The sequence below is a fragment of the Actinorugispora endophytica genome (assembly GCF_004363075.1).
Taxonomy (GTDB): domain Bacteria; phylum Actinomycetota; class Actinomycetes; order Streptosporangiales; family Streptosporangiaceae; genus Actinorugispora; species Actinorugispora endophytica.
In genome coordinates, this window is sequence record NZ_SNYN01000004.1 from 148576 (window position 1) to 163172 (window position 14597).

Consider the following 14597-nt stretch of genomic DNA (forward strand, 5'->3'; position numbering starts at 1 on the left):
CTGCTACAAACCCGGACACAGGCCCCGGTTGCTGTACCGGCTGCACTCCTAGACTCGGGCTGGTACACCAGCGGCTACGTCGGCGCCTACATCGCCTCGATGATCACTCCCGGTAGTTGGGGTGCCGGCGGGATTCGCGCGGCTGTTCTGGGCGGGAAAGCGGCGCTGAAGCTGGGCGGTCTGAAGGGCTTGGGCGCCTTCGCCGAGAACGGAGCCAGAAGCGCTGTTAGATCCGGGTGGCAGTCAGCAAGAAATACAGTTAGTAGTTGCCTTACAGGTAGGTCTAATAGCTTTATTCCGGGCACCCGAGTGTTGATGGCCAACGGCGGCAGCCAGGCTATCGAGGACATCGAGGTCGGCGACACGGTCCTGGCCACCGACCCCGAAAGCGGAGAACAGGAAGCCAAGACGGTCCAGGCCACCATCACCGGCTCGGGAATGAAGAACCTCGTCGAGATCACCGTCGATCCCGTTACCGAGAAACCCGCTGGCGAAAACGGTGACACAGACCCCGCCCCTGGCCCGGTGGTGGTCGGCGACACCATCACCGCCACCGACGGCCACCCCTTTTGGGTTCCCGAATTGGGTGAGTGGGTCGACGCCGAGAACCTGACCCCGGCACCTGGTTGCACACCTCCGCAGGCACCTGGATCCAGATCACCGCAGTCCGGGAGTGGACCCAGAGTGTCACCGTCCATAACCTCACCGTTAAGGACATCCACACCTACCACGTGCAAGCTGATTCTGGGGTCTGCCCCACTGACGCCCAGATGCGTGCCCGCGCGCCGGTCAGCGAGGTCCCGGCCTCGTCTTCGAACACCGCACTAGCTGTATGAGGCCATCACGTTGGTGACACCGGTTGGGAGCCGCGAGGCTGGCGGTTGGCCGTCGGCAGTGCCGTGAGGGCGATGGTAGTTGTAGTGGACGTTCCACATGCCGAGCGCGGCTACGCGTTCGTCTTCGGAGGTCCATTCGCGGGCGTAGAGGAACTCTTCGGTCAGGATCCGTTTGTGGCGCTCTACCTTGCCGTTGTGTCGAGGTATGCAGGGCGTGATGCGCTGGTGACGTGACCCGAGTAGTGCTCGGGCGAACGCGTCTGCGCGGTAGCGCGCGCCGTTGTCGGTGACGATCCGCTCGATACGGGTGATGCCGTGGGCGGCGAACCAGGCGCGCCCGGTGCATGAACCCGATGGCGGTGCTGACCTTCTCCTTGGGCAGAGCTTCTGTGTAGGCGAGCCGGCTGAAGCCGTCGATGGCGGAGTGGAGGTAGACGTAGCCGCCGCGCTTGTTCTTCCTCTTCAGACGCTCGGTCGCCTTGGCCTGTGCGCTCCCACAGCCGTGGGCTCTCCGGCCACCGCCGTCTGGGATTCGACTGACCTTCTTCACATCGACGTGGACCATGTGCCCCGGTCGACGCGCCGTGATCTTCCGCGGCTCCCAGTTCGGTTCGCCGATCGGGTCGATGAATTTCCGGTGGTTCAGCCCCAGTGCGAGCAGGTGCCGCGAAACCGTGCGCCGACTGATCGACATCCCCTCTGACTGGAACTCGAACGGGATCCGCGATGCTGACCCCTTCTGGGTCCCCGAAGCAGGCCAGTGGATCGACGCCGGGGACCTGACCCCCGGTACCTGGCTGCACACCTCCGCAGGCACCTGGGTGCAGGTCACCGCGGTCCGGAAGTGGACCCAGACCACCACCGCCCACAACCTCACTGTTGAAAACCTGCACACGTACCATGTGCTGGCCGGGCAGACACCGGTCCTCGTCCACAATTCCGGTGGATGTCCGACGGTGGGCCTCCTCAGCCCATCGCACCAGGCCGTCGGTGATTCCAATGCTAGGGGCGGCATCTATGCGTTGGTTTCGGAGAACGGAACGGTGATGCGAACGGGTATGGCCACGGATCTGCAGTCTCGTCTCGCCACGCACCGACGGAACTATCCTGGTCTGACGGGCGTGGTCCTCTATCGGACGGATAATCGGGCTGCGAGGCGAGGTCTGGAGGAAATGGTCGAGAATTGGTACACGCCAATCCTGGCTAATCAAAGGGCGATCCGTCTCGACAATCCGCGACGCCAAGGATACTTGCAAGCTACGCGTGATTTTCTGGATCAGTGGAGGTGAGTGGACGGTATGAGTGCTTCAGGTGTAGGGCCATTCGAGAACGACTCGGCGATGGATCTGCTCGATGAGCTGCGAGGACTTGATGAGGGCGAGGTGATCGACGCGCTGCGTGAGGCGTTGTCGTCCGCTACTGAAGTCGAGCCCGGAGACTATCTTGATCGCGACTTGGGCGAGCCGGCGGTAGCTGCTTCGGCTGTTGCTTTGGCGAAGATCAAGGGAAGAGATAGTGTCCTCGAAGCGGTCGAACTTTTGGATGCGGTCCCCGAGATTCCGTCCTCCTTCTTCTCGCTGGTTGTTTCGGCTCTTTCCAGGGTGCTGCAAGAGGATTCCGAGGCTTATGGCCTGTGGGTCGATGAAGGCCTCGGGGACGAGTGGAAAGCTGAAGTGGAACGTCTGCTGAACGAAGCCAGCGAGGTTGCCCAAGGGGCATCAGGCTGACGCCGTCTAGGTTTTTCCACTGCCTCGTCTCGGCATGATTGGCGCAGAAAGCCAGAAGCCCCACCGGAGAATCAGGTGGGGCTTCTGGCGCGTCTGACGGCAACGCTGACGGCAACGTCAGCGGACGACGGCTACGGCAGGTGGATGGTCAGGAGGTTCCTCGGTGCCGTTCAGGGCGTTGTTGAGGCAGTCGATGGCTTGGCGTTGGAGGCGGAGCCGGACGTGGGCGTAGACGCCGGCCGTCACGCCGATGTGGGCGCGCCCCAGAAGTTCCTTGATCACGACGAGGTCGACGCCTTGTTCCAGGAGCAGGGTGGCCGTCGAGTGGCGCAGGTCGTGGAAGCGGATACGGCGGAGCCCGACCCGGTCGAGGAGTCGGCCGAAGCGCCGGGTCATGTTGGCCGGGTCGATCGGTCCGCTGGTCGGCGTGGTGAAGACGAGCCCGCTGTCCTTCCAGCCCACCCCGGCTACCTTGCGTTCTGCTTCCTGACGTTCCCGTTGGCCCTTCAGCGAGTGGACACACTCGGTCGGTAGGGCGGATGCGGCGTTCGGATGCGCGGGTCTTGGTGGGCAGGGCCGTCAGGCCGCCGCTCTGGGTTCGTTGGAGTGAGCGGCGGATGCTTGCGGTGCCGCCGTCGAGATCGAGGTCTTCCCAGTGCAGCCCGAGGAGCTCACCCTTGCGGAGGCCCGTGGCAGGGCGAGTTCGTGTAGCGCGTGGAGTCGGTCGCTGCTGGTGGTGTGGAGGAACTGCCGGGCTTCGGCGGCTGTGAGGGGCTTGAAGCGCCGGGGGCGGGGCGCTGCGGTCTTGATGTTCCGGGCGACGTTGCGGGGCAGTTCGTCTTCGCGGACGGCGTGCTCCAGGGCGGACTTGAGGACCGAGTGGACGTAGGCCACGGTCAGCGGTGACAGGCGCTTGTCACAGGACTGGCCGATGGCGCAGCACTGCCGCCGGGCCGTGTCCCTTCCCTGGGGGCAGCACTGGCAGGCGACGCGGAGGCGGTCGAGGAAGGCGCGGACGTCGTGGGCGGTGAGCCGGGCGAGCTTCTTGGCCCCGAGGCCGGGGATGAGATGGAGGCGGACACAGGTGGCGTAGCGGGTGTGCGTGTTCTCTCGCACCTGGTGGACGGCGACGCCGTTCAGCCAGTACGTCAGGTACGTGCCGACGGTGCTGTCAGCCGCCGCGACGGGCAGGCCAAGGTTGCCGGCGGCGATCTTCGCGGTGAGCTTGGCGAGGGCTTCCTTGCGGGTGGTGCCGTAGACGCGGATGCGCTTGCGCGTGTTGCCGGGGGCGAGGACGCATCCGGCAGCCTCCCAGCGGCCGTCCTTGCGCTGGTAGACGGTTCCGTCGCCGTTGGCACGGGAGCGGATGCGGCGGGATGCGGCGGGGCGCGGAGAGGTCATCAGGCGGCGGCTTCCTGTTCGAGGCGGGCACGAATGAAGTCGGTGAGGGCGTGGGGGGATGCGTCGGGCGCGGCCGAGGGTGATTGAGGCGAGCTGGCCGCTGCGGAGCAGGTCGTAGACGGCGGGGCGGCCGAGCTGGAGGCGGGCCATGACCTAGGGGACCGTCAGCAGGTCTAGCGCTGGACTTGTCTCCGCGTGGAGGACGGTGGGCGTGGCCGAGGCCATCAGCAGCCCCCTTCGGCCGTGAACTGCCGTTCCAGTTCTCTGCGGTGCCAGACAGCGGCGGCGAGGAGCGCGCCGCCGGGGCTGTAGCCCGAGCCCTGGTAGGCCCAGTGGCCGACGACGAGGGTGCTGTCCGGGGTGGGCTCGGGCAGGCTGGCGTGGACGCGGGCCTGTTCGGTGCGCCAGGCGCGGCGGGCGGCGCGCAGCGCGCCCAGGGTGGTCGAGTAGGCGCGGACTTGGTGGAGAAGTGGCCCCGGAAGCCGAGCATGTGCGCCCACTTCCAGAGCTTCAGGTGGGCGAACTCCGGCAGCTTTCCCAGCTCCCAGCAGGTGCGGATCATCTGCCGCACGTGCCGGGCGACGGCGAGCCGGGACAGCGGCAGAGCCTGCCCGGTGCCGTCGCACGCGGTGCACGGGAGCGGCGTTCCGTGGGGCAGCACGGTGGCGCCGCGTCCCTCGCAGGGGCGGCAGAACAGGGCACGGTCGAGGGCGCCGGAGGCGTCGGCGGACTTGGTGGCGTACTTCGCCACGTAGGCGGCCACGGCCTGATCGGTGAATTCGGCGTCGGTGTCGAAGGAGGCGATCTCGCGCACGTCGAACTGTTCGCCCCAGCCGAGTTCGCGTTCCCCGACCGCATCCGAGGCGACCGTGACGCGGACCCGCGCGGCAGCGGCGCGGGCGGCCTTGGTGAGTACGGCGGCAGTGGCGTACGGCGGCAGTGGCGTACGGCGGCGGGGGCTGGCTGCTGCCGTCCGGGCCGTCGAGCCGGATGACGGCGTGGAAATGGACCAGACCACGCTGCTGGTACTCGGCGACCTTGGCGAAGGACACCCGCAGGACCGCGTGGGCGGCTTTCTGAGTCTTGCCGAGCCCGGCGGCGAGCTCGCGGCGCAGGTAGGTGGTGAAGCGGGCCCACAGCGCGGAGGCATGGGCGTTGAACAGGATCGCGCCCTCGTAGTCGTACGTCGCGGGGTTCAGCGGCGTCCCGATCAGAGCGTCGTCAAGTCCGTGGAGCTTGCGGCAGCGACAGAGACGGACATCGCCACCGGGGATGATGAGGCGGTTGTGGACAGGGTCGAAGGACGGTGGAGTGAGAGTGACGAAGACGCGGGGGTGGGTGCGGGCGGTATCAGGTACGGTCTTGCCGCCGGAGAGGCCGGCGCGGACGAGGTGGTAGGTGTCGGCGGCGTAGAGGCGGGAGCAGGCCGGGCAGCGCGATGCGCGGCGGTTGCCGCACGCGGTGAGCAGGCTGCCGGTGGGCTCCTCGGAGGTGGTGTAGGAGCGCAGTACCTCGCCGGTCGTGGTGTCGGCGGTGGTGGTGTGGCCGGTCAGGCGGATGGGTTCGGTGCAGCCGCCGAGGTGTTCGATCTGTTGCTGTGCGCGGTCGAAGTCGGGGTGGTTGACGAGGTGGAGCAGGTCCCGCACGGTGTTCCGTGCCGGGTTTTTTTAGAGGTGGTGTGTCCTGCGTTTTTCGGAGTCGGTTTTCTGGATCCTGGGACCACGTGACCCTTGAAGGAGGGCATCGTGGGACGTCGTGGATACCCCGTCGAGTTCCGTCGCAAGGTCCTGGACCTGGTCCAGGCCGGACGCGGCGTCGCGGACGTGGCCCATGATCTGGACATCGGCACCGAGAAGACCGAGCCGGCCGCGGCCAACAAGCGCATCGCCGAACTGGAGGCCGAGCCGGCCATCCACTGCCGCGCCAGTGAGCCGCTGGGCAAGGTGGTGTCCCCGAAAGACGGTTCGAGGCGATCGCGGTGATGGCCACCGAGGGACATCCCGTCCAGGTCGCCGTCCGGGTCCTGGGGGTGTCGGAGTCCAGGTTCCACGCCTGGCGCGACCACGCCCCCTTCGGCCCGCTCCATCCGGCATGTGCCGCTCACCGACACCATCCGCCAGATCCACGCCGCCACAGGCGGCGTCTACGGGGTGCGGCGGGTACACGCCGAGCCCACCCTCGGCCGCGGACTACGTGTGTGGCACGGAACCGTGGCCATGCTGTGGGCCGAGTGGTTCGGGAATATCTGCGCGTCACGAAAATGCTGGTGATCTCGGCCAGTACGCCGATGGGGAGAGCGCCCGGGATCCGGCTTCGCAGTGGTATCACGAGGGGCTGAGTAATGATGAACTCCTGGACGGCATCAACAATGCTGATGAAGGAGATGGAGTTCTCGTCTCGCGCGATGGCATCATTCTTGGAGGTCATCACCGAAAGGATGAGATCCTCAGAAGGATCGAGGATGGGCGTATTGACCCGGATGCGCAGATCCGTATCGACGTCTACGATGGGTATTAGTTTCTGATGTCACTCATCCGTTCGACGGACCCCGACTTCCGCGTGTGCGAGATCAGCTTCGACGCGTTGCTGGTGATCCAGGCGGAGGCGGAGGGCCGAGGCTGGGCAACTCGGTGGTCCTCTGTGGAAGCGCTTCGGGGCCAGGTCAAGGAAGGCGCCGTCTTGCTCCGGCCGTTGATGCGGGAGGAACGCGGAGGGGTTGTGCAGGCGTACCGATGTCTACTGCTGTTCGCGATGGCTGGTGAACAGAATGCTGGCGGAATTGCCACTGTCGACCTCGATCCGGTAATGCTGGAATCGCTGGAGCGAATCGATCGAGATCTTGATGTTCGCAGAGCTCTTGTGCGGATGTTCTCTCTAGCTGCAGGTGGGATTTCGATGATCTCGAAGGAGTAACCGTTCTTGATTGTAGGGGAATTGTATGGAAAAATTTGCGCGATTTCTAGATCTCGCCTCGTATGGTGATGGCTCAATTTGGAGACGATTCGGCCATGCTCCCGTTGGCCAGATGCGATGAGTCATCAATCGTCTCGAGATCTTCTTATTGCAAAATTCACGAAGGTTGCTAAATTTTGACAGAAGAAGAAATTGGGCGTATCAGATCCGCTTGCGAGAGGCTTTCCTGGGCTAGAGTTTTTGTCTTCTCCGTGGCATCTGCCCATCGAACTCTTCCTATCTATCATGTGTATGGCTGGGCTTGCGATGAGGTTCGAGGGAGTGACGAGGTGCATGCCGCTGCAGTGGGAATTTGGAGAGTTTTGAGAGGTAAGTCGGGAGCGTCTTGGGCGGAGCTCGGGCCAAGGATTGAAGCTGCGATCAGGGAAGGGGAGTCAGACCTCGATCGAATTAATAATCGTGAGGAGTTTGGTCTTTTGGAATCATTGGCATCGGAATCGATTTCTTCTGCCATGTTCGCCCTTAATGGATGCATGAATTATTCTCGGAGTGACCTATTTAATGCGGCGATGAGTGCACTGGAGATTGATTCAATTCAAGCGGAGGAGGAAGTTGAGAGAGAAGGTTCTGTGGAGGTGATTTCTTGGAATGGACCAAGAGGCCACTATCGTCAACAGGTACGTGATCTTGAAGAGCTGTCCAGTTTCGATGAAAGTGACGAGATTCAGATATTCGATAGGATTTGGAATCGAGTTGAATTCGAGGGTCTGCCTTTCATGGAAAAGATGAGAAGTCTTATTGCTTAATTCTATTAGGGTGTATCTCGATGGCCTCGGAAAAGTAGTGGGGTCTACTGAAGCTCTGTGGGGGTGCTGAATTGGTTTCACGGAGTTGAAGCCAGCACGGCTTGGGTGATCTATTCGACCCGGTGCAGGTGGTACCGCAACCCAGCGTAGGACGTTTCGGTTCCTGAGCTGGGGGTGTTCTCCGAGCATCAGGCCACGGGCCAGTTGGCGGTGGACGGGTTCGTGGACGGGACTCTGGACGCCTCGATCGGCCGGTTCGTCTCTCCGGACCCGGTCATCGACTTCACCGACCCCCAGCAGATCCACGGCTACGCCTACTCGGGCAACAACCCCGTCACCTTCATCGACCCCACCGGACTGCTGGCCAAGAAAGCTTCTGCAAGTCGACACTCTCGGGGACTGCTTGCGGGGCCCTGGGGCACGGTTATTGTTTCAATGTTTTGTCCACTCCGGAGGGCGAAGTCGGTGGCGGTGCGCACTACACGTTTGGCATTGGGGGGCAACTTGGCCCCATGGTCGACTTTTATCAATTCGATCTGGCCAACTGGCAGAGGTTGAAAGTGGCGGATTCAAAACTCCCTCCACAGCTATGCCTTCCCGGAATTCCATTCTGTTGATTTGGGAAAAATTTGCATTCGGGAAGAGAATTTATGTTTGGAATTGAAGCTCTTCTGTCTATCACGTCGGGATGAATGAATGATAATAATCATTGCCGCATTTCTTTCTGTGATCGGATTATCCTTTTGGATTCTTTTTGAAAAAATATTCGACTTTCTCGCGGGAGGGGATTGGTGGAGGGATGGGAAGAGGGCTGTCATCAGTCCTGAGTCTCTGGTCTTCGGAAGAATTTTCGTCGGCTTGATTCCTTTTTCCATGTCCCTGATCATATTTTTTAGTTTTTTTCGGAACATGCTCGGCGAGTAGAGTTATTGAGGGTGTTTCTAAAAAATTAGATGCGTTTTTGATGGATTTCGACCCTCGCCGTCGTCCGCGCCGACGAACGCACACCGACCCACATTGGATCGCGCGGGTGGCCTCGCGATATTGCCAAATTACGTATGAAGATCGCTCGTTCGGGAAGTTGCTAAAGGATTTTGATGGACAATGCGCTAATTTCGTTTCGAGTAAAAGTAGAGCACGGTTGTTTTATAGTTCGTGATGCGCAAGGAGAGGAGGATGTTTCGGAGTGGGATCCGACTTCGGAGAACTGGTACAGGTCTGGTAGTAGTGTCATTTTTGGTGTGCTTCCGGGTTCGGAAGGCTGGGTTGAATGCGAAATTTGGAATAAGCGTCCGGCGGTGCCGCTGCCGATTAATTTAATCTCAGAAGAAATTTTGCCAAATTCTGGATGGATGGTTGTTCATGATCCGAGTGAGCATGTTTGGATGAAATTTCGTGGGGCGCCTGATTCTGTTAGGATCTCCGTGCTTGTTAATGATTTTAATTTTGCTTCAAAAATTCAAATCATCGTCGAATGAAAGGATTAGGAGACTGGCTGAGGTTTGATTATTGGGTTCTGAGCTGGAGTCCGGTGTTGGCGAGGAAGGCGTCCACCAGGGCGGGGCGGTGCTGGACGTGTCGTGGTCCCGCGCGGGTGGCGGTGGCGCGGCGGATCCGGTGGCCGCGGTGTCCGGAGAGGTCGTCCCAGACGAGGATGACCGGGGCGTCGGGGTCCTTGGAGTCGCGAAGGTCGGCACCGGTGGGGAGGCCGGCGACCCCGACGCAGGCGGTGTGGGTTTCGCTGTGACTGCTTTTCCGGAAGAAAGGGGTGTGGGGTTTACTCCCGGGGGCCTGGCTTTGTCCGCTGTGACTGCTCTCGCTGGATCTGTGTCTCACTTCGTGGTCTCTTCACGTAGTTGTTCGATCAGTCTGATCGCGGCTGTCTCCGACAGTGCGGAGCGCTGGATCGAACCGAAGGCTTCACGGAACGCCTCCACCTGGTGGGGCTCTTCGAGGAAGGTGGAGGAGCCCCGGCCCTCCAGGGAGACGAGCGAGGGGTCCTGTTCGGGGTTTTCGTAGTCCAGCAGGACGAATCCGTTGGACATGCTCGCCTGGAAGCCCGAGTCCAGGGGCAGTGCCTGGATGGTGATGGCGTTGAGGTCGGAGGCGAGTTCCTGAAGCCGCGGAGAGCCGTGGTGAGGGCGCCCTCGACTTATTCCTTCTGGCTGGTGTCGACCGGGATCGTGTACGCGAGTTCGTACCGGTCAGGGGGGACCACGATGTCGGCGGTTTCCACAGGACGGTCTCGGGTGGAGTAGGTCCGACGGATCACGATCACCACCGCTCCGCGTCCGATCCCGAGAGTGTCGGCCTCCCGGTCGGTCGAGGGGCGCGCGGTCACGACCTCGGTGGCCTGGACGACCTCCTGTCCGATCGCGGCCATCCGCTCGACCACGCCCCGGCCCGCGTGCGCGCCGTCCTCGGGCAGTACCACGGGTGTGCCGCGCGTGATCTCCAGCGGCTCGTAGGAGGTCGAGAGCATCACCGGTTCGTCGTCGCCGGTGAACACGTACTCGGTGCGCATCACCGGTGCGCCGGGGACGATCGCCAGGCGTTCGGCGGTCTCGGTCGGAGCGGCGGTCTCCTCCGAGGAAGATGACCAACCGGATCGGACCTGGTGGGCGGCCATGTCCGCGCGGAACGGGCTGCCGTCTCGGCTTTCGCGGTACCAGGAACGGGTGAGGCGCCGAACGGGCGGGCGTGATCGCACGTAGGTGCCGGAGCCGGTGCGAGTGACGGTGTAGCCGTCGGAGACCAGCTGGGCGACCGCGTCGGCGGCGACGCGCGGTCCTACCTCGAACTCCTCGGCGATCGCAGCGCGGGAGGGAAGTCGGTCGCCCGGCCGGTAGACGCCCGTGATGATGCGCTGGCGCAGCTCGTCGGCGATGCGCTGGTATGTCGGGCGGTTCAAGTGGTCTCCGGGGAATCGGTGTGGGCTGGTTCCGGTGGGTTTTCGCGAACAGCTTGACAAACCTGCACGTGCCAAACAAGCTGTACGTACAGATTCTCAATCTGTACGTACAGTTTTGGAGGGGATGTGGACCGGGTGATCACCGTGGGGGCCACCGGGGCCGCACCCCAGGCGGTGCGCGCCGTTGTCCGGCGCGTCCTCACCGGACATCGGCGGCACGACGAGGCCCTGCTGGTGGCATCCGAACTGGCCGCCTCGGCGGTGCGCGCCGCTGGCGGTGAGATCACCGTGCGGATCGTCGGTCCGGAGCCGATCCGCATCGAGGTCACCGACCAGCGGGGCGGCTGCCCACGTCCTTTCAACACTCGGATCGAGCGAGACGCCGTCGATCCGCTCGGCTTGGTGTCCCTGCTCGCTTCTGTCGGCTCCCACCGGTATGCGAACGGGGACTGCGTCACCTGGGCCGTTCTCGGCCCGGCCGTTCCTGTTCCCACGCGGCTTTCCCTGTCGCGCCCCTGCCTGAAGGACACGTCATGCTGCGTCTGTTCCTGCCCCTGATCATCCTGGTGCCGGTGCTCCTCCGGGCGGTTTTCTCGCCCTCCCGTCAGGTCGGGCCGTCGTATCCGGTGGTGCGGCGGCCCCGGCACGCCTCTCCGCCCCGGCACGCCTCTCCGCCCCGGCGGCAGGCGCGCGCGGTCCCCTCCGCCTCGGCGCGGATCCCCGACTACGCGCGGTTCGCCGAGGTCTCCCAGGAGCACGGCGGACGCTGGGAGGTCGCCTACGCGCACGGCGACGAGTGCCCCTACCACGCCCGGCACCGCGTCAGCGGCGACTTCGTGGCCACCCGCGACCTGGCCCTGCTCGACCGGGCGCTGCGCTGCTACGTCGTGCCCCCGGCCGACCGCTCGGTGGCGCGCTGCCGCCGGGGCCAGGCCCGCTTCGCCGCGCTCACCTGGTCCTGACCGCCACACCCGCGCCGCCCCCGCCCCGAAGTGGGAGCCGCGCGGCGGCCGTTCCCAACGCCCGACCCGGTTCAAGGAGCCTGCGATGTCCACCACCCCCCGACCGCCTTTCGCCCCCGCCGCCTCGCCGCTGTCCCGGTTTCCGGCGGTCACCGTGCCCATGGCCGCGTTCGTTCCCGCCACCCGCGCCCACTACTTCTGCGGGCACCCCACCGGCCGCTTCACCAAACGGGCCTTCACCTTCCCCGGAGAGGCCGCCCTCGCCCCGCTGATCCGCGCCTTCCTGACCACCGCCGTCGCGGACCTGCCCGAAGACTTCCGGTTCGTGTTCACCCTCCTGGGCGGTGAACTCGCCGCCAACGCCATCGAGCACACCCGCTCCAGCCGGCCGGGCGGCTCCTTGCGCCTGCTCGTTCACCGCACCAGGACCGGCGTCACCCTCACCTGCAGCGACGACGGGGGTTTCGATGACTACCAGGGCTTCCCCAGCGGCGAGTACCTCGCCCCGCGCTCCTTCACCACCGACCCGGCCGCCGAGACCACTACCGAGAAGGGCCGCGGCCTCGCGCTCGTCGACGCGTTGTCCACCGCCTGGGGCGACAGCGGACGGCCGCGCTTCCGCGACGTGTGGTTCCGCCTCGACCACGACATGAGAAACAGCGCCTGGCCCACCACCTGACCACCCCCGAGCCCGACCAGACCGGCCACGCGGCCGCTCCCGCACCACCCCGGACCGTCGGCCTTCCGTGCCTCGGGGTGCCAAGAACCGGCGTCCAAAGCCGAGAAAGCCCGCACAGCCTGCGCAGAGCTCGGTGGATGACGGCGGTGACCATCGGGGCGAGCACGTCTTCCGATGCCGTGTTGTCGCCCGTGAAGCTCTTGACGGACGCCTCCTCGCTGGGGCGGGGGTCCGGGGCCGCCCAGGACGGGCGGTATCCCGGCTGCGGGAAGGTGTCCGTTTCCTGGCGCTCTCTCCGGTGATCTTGACCTTTTCGGGGTCTCAGAGACGGTTGAGACCCCGAAAAGGTCAAGATCACCGGGAGGAACGGACATCGTGGGCGCGGCCTCGCCCCGTGCCCGCTCGCACCACTCCGCTCCCTCGCCGGGAAAACCCCGGCAGTCACCGGATGGTCCTCCGGGAACGGCGCCTTCGGCGCCCTTCAGTCGAGCTGCTCGGCCAGTGCGACGATGACGCCTTCGGGGCCGCGGACGGAACAGAGCCGGTAGCTGTCCCCGTACTGCTCCAGCCCGCCGATGAGTTCGGCGCCGTGGGTGCGCAGGCGGGCGAGGACGTCCTCGATGTCTTCGACGGCGAACATGATGCGACGCAGGCCCAGCGCGTTCGCCGGCGCGTTTTCCGGCTCGGCGCCGACCGCCGCGGGCGTGTGGAACTTCGTCAGCTCGAGCCGACCGTGGCCGTCCGGGGTCCGCATCATCGCGATGTCGGCTCGGACGCCGTCGAGCCCGACGACACGGTCCACCCAACGCCCCTCGAGCAGTGCCTCGCCCTCCAGCTCCATGCCGAGTGCGACAAAGAACGCGATAGCGGCCTCAAGGTCATCGACGACGACGCCGACGTGGTCCATCCGCTGGATCGTCATACCCCGAGCATAGGGACGGATGCCGGCTGCGCCGCTGAGGGACGGCGCCGCCTGCCCGCGGATTCCGGTGTCGGTGGAGCGCCTGAGGCATGACCGGCGTTCGTGGAGCGTGCCGTCCGTTGGAACGGGCCCAGGCGGTGAGGGCGCGGGAGGGGCGGCAGGAGTCGGTGCCGACCCCGATGGCGCCGCCACCGAAGGCGGCCCGATCGGCGACGGCGCAGAAGCTCTACGCCGGAACGTTCCCCTCCACCAGTACAGGACCTCTCACCGTCACCGCCGCTCTCCGCGGCCGGTCCCCGGCGGGTCGGCCCCCTGGTCGGCCGAAGGGCGCGGTCACGACCCCGGTGGCCCGGCGGTGCGGCGGCCTCCGCCGCGCTCACCTGGGCCTGACCGCCACACCCGCCCCGCCCCCGCCCGCCGTTCCCGGCCGTCAGCCGCTGACCGGGTCCTCCCGCCGGGGTGCCCCGGCGGCCGCGCGGCCCGACGAGTACAGCCGGGCCACCACGTCCTCGATGTCGGGTTCGCGCAGGGTCAGGTCCGCGACGGAGTGCGCGCCCGCGACGGCCGCGATCACCTCGGCCGGGTTGGCGGACAGCTCCAGCCACTGGCGCGGGCCCTCCACCCGGACCGTGCGCGCCCCCGCCACCTCGATCGGGTCGGCGGGCCCGGCCAGGTCCACGACCAGGGTGCGCGGCGTGGGCGCGGTGGCGCGCAGCCGGGCCAGGTCGCCGTCGAACGCCAGGCTCCCGTGGTCGATCACCACGACCCGGCGGCACAGCCGCTCCACGTCGCCGAGGTCATGCGTGGTGAGCAGGATGGTGGTGCCCTGCTCGGTGTTCAGCCGCAGCAGGAACTCCCGGATGGCGGACTTGCTGACCACGTCCAGCCCGATGGTCGGCTCGTCCAGCACCAGCAGTTCGGGGGCGTGCAGCAGCGCGGCCGTGAGGTCGCCGCGCATGCGCTGGCCCAGGCTGAGCTGGCGCACCGGGGTGGCCAGGAACGGCCCCAGCTCCAGCAGCTCGGTGAGCTCGGCCAGCCGCGCCGCGTGGTCGGCGGCCGGGACCCGGTACAGGTGCCGGGTCAGCGCCAGGCTGTCGCGCAGCGGCAGGTCCCACCAGAGCGTGGTGCGCTGGCCGAAGACCACCCCGATCCTGCCCGCCAGCAGGGTCCGCTGCCGGGACGGCTCCAGGCCGCACACCCGGACCCGGCCGTGGCTGGGCGACAGGATGCCGGTGAGCATCTTCATCGTGGTGGACTTGCCCGCGCCGTTGGGCCCCAGGTATCCGATGATCTCGCCGGGGGCGACGGAGAACGTCACGTCGTGCACCGCGTTCACCCGTTCGCGCCTCCGCCGCAGCAGGGGCCCGCTCACGCGGGTGAAGTCCCGGCCGAGGCCGCGCGCGTCGATGACGGGGGTCGTGAGGGGGACGGAGGTCATGG

At 65.5% G+C, this 14597-nt stretch carries 17 protein-coding genes and 3 pseudogenes; 10 read left to right on the plus strand and 10 right to left on the minus strand.

Features of this window, described 5'->3' with window-relative positions; all coding sequences use genetic code 11:
* Positions 1-824 precede the first annotated feature (824 nt).
* Positions 825-1578: pseudogene (locus tag EV190_RS08165) on the minus strand (integrase core domain-containing protein); the annotation flags it as partial.
* Here EV190_RS08165 and EV190_RS08170 point away from each other — a divergent pair.
* The gene (locus tag EV190_RS08170) at positions 1463-2125 is read left to right on the plus strand and encodes a polymorphic toxin-type HINT domain-containing protein (RefSeq protein ID WP_133740866.1); all 663 of its coding nucleotides are present in this window, start codon (positions 1463-1465) and stop codon (positions 2123-2125) included. The pseudogene EV190_RS08165 and the gene EV190_RS08170 overlap by 116 nt on opposite strands.
* Positions 2126-2134: 9 nt before the next feature.
* Positions 2135-2563: a DUF4259 domain-containing protein gene (locus tag EV190_RS08175; RefSeq protein ID WP_243742452.1), complete on the plus strand. Its 429-nt coding sequence runs from the start codon at positions 2135-2137 to the stop codon at positions 2561-2563.
* A gap of 117 nt (positions 2564-2680) precedes the next feature.
* Here EV190_RS08175 and EV190_RS23680 read toward each other — a convergent pair whose 3' ends face one another.
* The 4 genes and pseudogenes from EV190_RS23680 to EV190_RS24510 form a co-directional block, all read right to left on the minus strand.
* On the minus strand, positions 2681-3025 hold the full coding sequence (locus tag EV190_RS23680; protein ID WP_341770535.1) for a tyrosine-type recombinase/integrase: 345 nt from the start codon (positions 3023-3025) through the stop codon (positions 2681-2683).
* Positions 3026-3142: 117 nt separating this feature from the next.
* Positions 3143-3964, minus strand: coding sequence for a site-specific integrase (locus EV190_RS23685; RefSeq protein WP_208113106.1), 822 nt, complete (start codon positions 3962-3964; stop codon positions 3143-3145).
* A gap of 224 nt (positions 3965-4188) precedes the next feature.
* Positions 4189-4982: pseudogene (locus tag EV190_RS24505) on the minus strand (replication initiator).
* Positions 4957-5610: pseudogene (locus EV190_RS24510) on the minus strand (replication initiator); the annotation flags it as partial. The pseudogenes EV190_RS24510 and EV190_RS24505, both read right to left, overlap by 26 nt.
* Before the next feature lie 99 nt (positions 5611-5709).
* Here EV190_RS24510 and EV190_RS08195 point away from each other — a divergent pair.
* The 5 genes from EV190_RS08195 to EV190_RS08215 all read left to right on the plus strand — a co-directional run bounded on the left by EV190_RS08195 (position 5710) and on the right by EV190_RS08215 (position 9161).
* Positions 5710-5946, plus strand: coding sequence for a helix-turn-helix domain-containing protein (locus tag EV190_RS08195; protein WP_133740868.1), 237 nt, complete (start codon positions 5710-5712; stop codon positions 5944-5946).
* A 541-nt stretch (positions 5947-6487) separates the two neighbouring features.
* Entirely contained in the window at positions 6488-6877 is a 390-nt protein-coding gene (locus EV190_RS08200) for a hypothetical protein (protein WP_133740869.1), read from the plus strand.
* 176 nt (positions 6878-7053) lie between these two features.
* Positions 7054-7683 carry a hypothetical protein gene (locus EV190_RS08205; protein ID WP_133740870.1) on the plus strand — a complete coding sequence of 210 codons (630 nt, stop codon included), beginning with the start codon at positions 7054-7056 and terminating at the stop codon, positions 7681-7683.
* A 222-nt stretch (positions 7684-7905) separates the two neighbouring features.
* Positions 7906-8241, plus strand: a complete 336-nt coding sequence (locus EV190_RS24515) for an RHS repeat-associated core domain-containing protein (RefSeq protein WP_394345504.1) — start codon at positions 7906-7908, stop codon at positions 8239-8241.
* Between the two features lie 539 nt (positions 8242-8780).
* Positions 8781-9161, plus strand: coding sequence for a hypothetical protein (locus tag EV190_RS08215; RefSeq protein ID WP_133740871.1), 381 nt, complete (start codon positions 8781-8783; stop codon positions 9159-9161).
* A gap of 28 nt (positions 9162-9189) precedes the next feature.
* On the opposite strand, the gene EV190_RS24290 is transcribed toward EV190_RS08215, so the two are convergent.
* The 3 genes from EV190_RS24290 to EV190_RS08230 are packed head-to-tail and all read right to left on the minus strand — an operon-like array spanning position 9190 to position 10594.
* Positions 9190-9519 carry a DUF397 domain-containing protein gene (locus EV190_RS24290; protein WP_133740872.1) on the minus strand — a complete coding sequence of 110 codons (330 nt, stop codon included), beginning with the start codon at positions 9517-9519 and terminating at the stop codon, positions 9190-9192.
* Positions 9516-9839 (minus strand): Scr1 family TA system antitoxin-like transcriptional regulator, encoded by a 324-nt coding sequence (locus tag EV190_RS08225; protein ID WP_279536609.1) that lies wholly within the window; start codon positions 9837-9839, stop codon positions 9516-9518. Before EV190_RS08225 ends, EV190_RS24290 begins: the two co-directional genes overlap by 4 nt.
* A complete protein-coding gene (locus tag EV190_RS08230) occupies positions 9836-10594 on the minus strand; it encodes a GntR family transcriptional regulator (protein ID WP_133740874.1) in 759 nt (252 codons plus the stop codon). Before EV190_RS08230 ends, EV190_RS08225 begins: the two co-directional genes overlap by 4 nt.
* Before the next feature lie 126 nt (positions 10595-10720).
* Here EV190_RS08230 and EV190_RS08235 point away from each other — a divergent pair, with 126 nt between their 5' ends.
* From EV190_RS08235 to EV190_RS08245, 3 genes are all read left to right on the plus strand, one after another.
* Positions 10721-11152: a hypothetical protein gene (locus EV190_RS08235; protein WP_133740875.1), complete on the plus strand. Its 432-nt coding sequence runs from the start codon at positions 10721-10723 to the stop codon at positions 11150-11152.
* A complete protein-coding gene (locus tag EV190_RS08240) occupies positions 11128-11556 on the plus strand; it encodes a hypothetical protein (RefSeq protein ID WP_133740876.1) in 429 nt (142 codons plus the stop codon). Before EV190_RS08235 ends, EV190_RS08240 begins: the two co-directional genes overlap by 25 nt.
* An 85-nt stretch (positions 11557-11641) precedes the next feature.
* Positions 11642-12235: an ATP-binding protein gene (locus EV190_RS08245; RefSeq protein WP_133740877.1), complete on the plus strand. Its 594-nt coding sequence runs from the start codon at positions 11642-11644 to the stop codon at positions 12233-12235.
* Positions 12236-12716: 481 nt separating this feature from the next.
* Here the strand turns inward: EV190_RS08245 and EV190_RS08250 are convergent, their stop codons facing one another.
* Together EV190_RS08250 and EV190_RS08255 are read right to left on the minus strand one after the other, a co-directional pair.
* On the minus strand, positions 12717-13142 hold the full coding sequence (locus EV190_RS08250; protein WP_133740998.1) for a VOC family protein: 426 nt from the start codon (positions 13140-13142) through the stop codon (positions 12717-12719).
* A gap of 445 nt (positions 13143-13587) precedes the next feature.
* Positions 13588-14595 (minus strand): ABC transporter ATP-binding protein, encoded by a 1008-nt coding sequence (locus tag EV190_RS08255; RefSeq protein ID WP_133740878.1) that lies wholly within the window; start codon positions 14593-14595, stop codon positions 13588-13590.
* Positions 14596-14597 lie beyond the last annotated feature (2 nt).

Coding starts and splice junctions, on each gene's coding strand:
- EV190_RS08255 (WP_133740878.1), bottom strand. CDS start 14,595: ATGACCTCCGTCCCCCTCACGACCCCCGTCATCGACGCGCGCGGCCTC.
- EV190_RS08240 (WP_133740876.1), top strand. CDS start 11,128: ATGCTGCGTCTGTTCCTGCCCCTGATCATCCTGGTGCCGGTGCTCCTC.
- EV190_RS23685 (WP_208113106.1), bottom strand. CDS start 3,964: ATGACCTCTCCGCGCCCCGCCGCATCCCGCCGCATCCGCTCCCGTGCC.
- EV190_RS08215 (WP_133740871.1), top strand. CDS start 8,781: ATGGACAATGCGCTAATTTCGTTTCGAGTAAAAGTAGAGCACGGTTGT.
- EV190_RS08250 (WP_133740998.1), bottom strand. CDS start 13,142: ATGGACCACGTCGGCGTCGTCGTCGATGACCTTGAGGCCGCTATCGCG.
- EV190_RS08175 (WP_243742452.1), top strand. CDS start 2,135: ATGAGTGCTTCAGGTGTAGGGCCATTCGAGAACGACTCGGCGATGGAT.
- EV190_RS08245 (WP_133740877.1), top strand. CDS start 11,642: ATGTCCACCACCCCCCGACCGCCTTTCGCCCCCGCCGCCTCGCCGCTG.
- EV190_RS08200 (WP_133740869.1), top strand. CDS start 6,488: ATGTCACTCATCCGTTCGACGGACCCCGACTTCCGCGTGTGCGAGATC.
- EV190_RS08170 (WP_133740866.1), top strand. CDS start 1,463: ATGAATTTCCGGTGGTTCAGCCCCAGTGCGAGCAGGTGCCGCGAAACC.